3 tRNA genes are annotated in these 244 nt (G+C 57.4%); all 3 read left to right on the top strand.

The window, feature by feature from the left end:
• Positions 1–77 (top strand) — tRNA-Arg (locus tag AC6CIB_RS23655).
• 7 nt (positions 78–84) lie between these two features.
• Positions 85–161, top strand: a tRNA-Pro gene (locus AC6CIB_RS23650).
• Between the two features lie 7 nt (positions 162–168).
• Positions 169–244, top strand: a tRNA-Ala gene (locus AC6CIB_RS23645).

Raw genomic sequence — 244 nt, 5'->3', positions numbered from 1 at the left:
GCGCCCGTAGCTCAATTGGATAGAGCGTTTGACTACGGATCAAAAGGTTAGGGGTTCGACTCCTCTCGGGCGCGCCATATATTTCGGGAAGTAGCTCAGCTTGGTAGAGCACTTGGTTTGGGACCAAGGGGTCGCAGGTTCGAATCCTGTCTTCCCGACCACTTCTTTGGGGCCTTAGCTCAGCTGGGAGAGCGCCTGCTTTGCACGCAGGAGGTCAGCGGTTCGATCCCGCTAGGCTCCACCA

Source organism: Rossellomorea sp. GQ25 (assembly GCF_059758515.1).
Note: the sequence above shows the minus strand (reverse complement) of the source record. Positions and strands in the feature narration are given on the sequence as shown.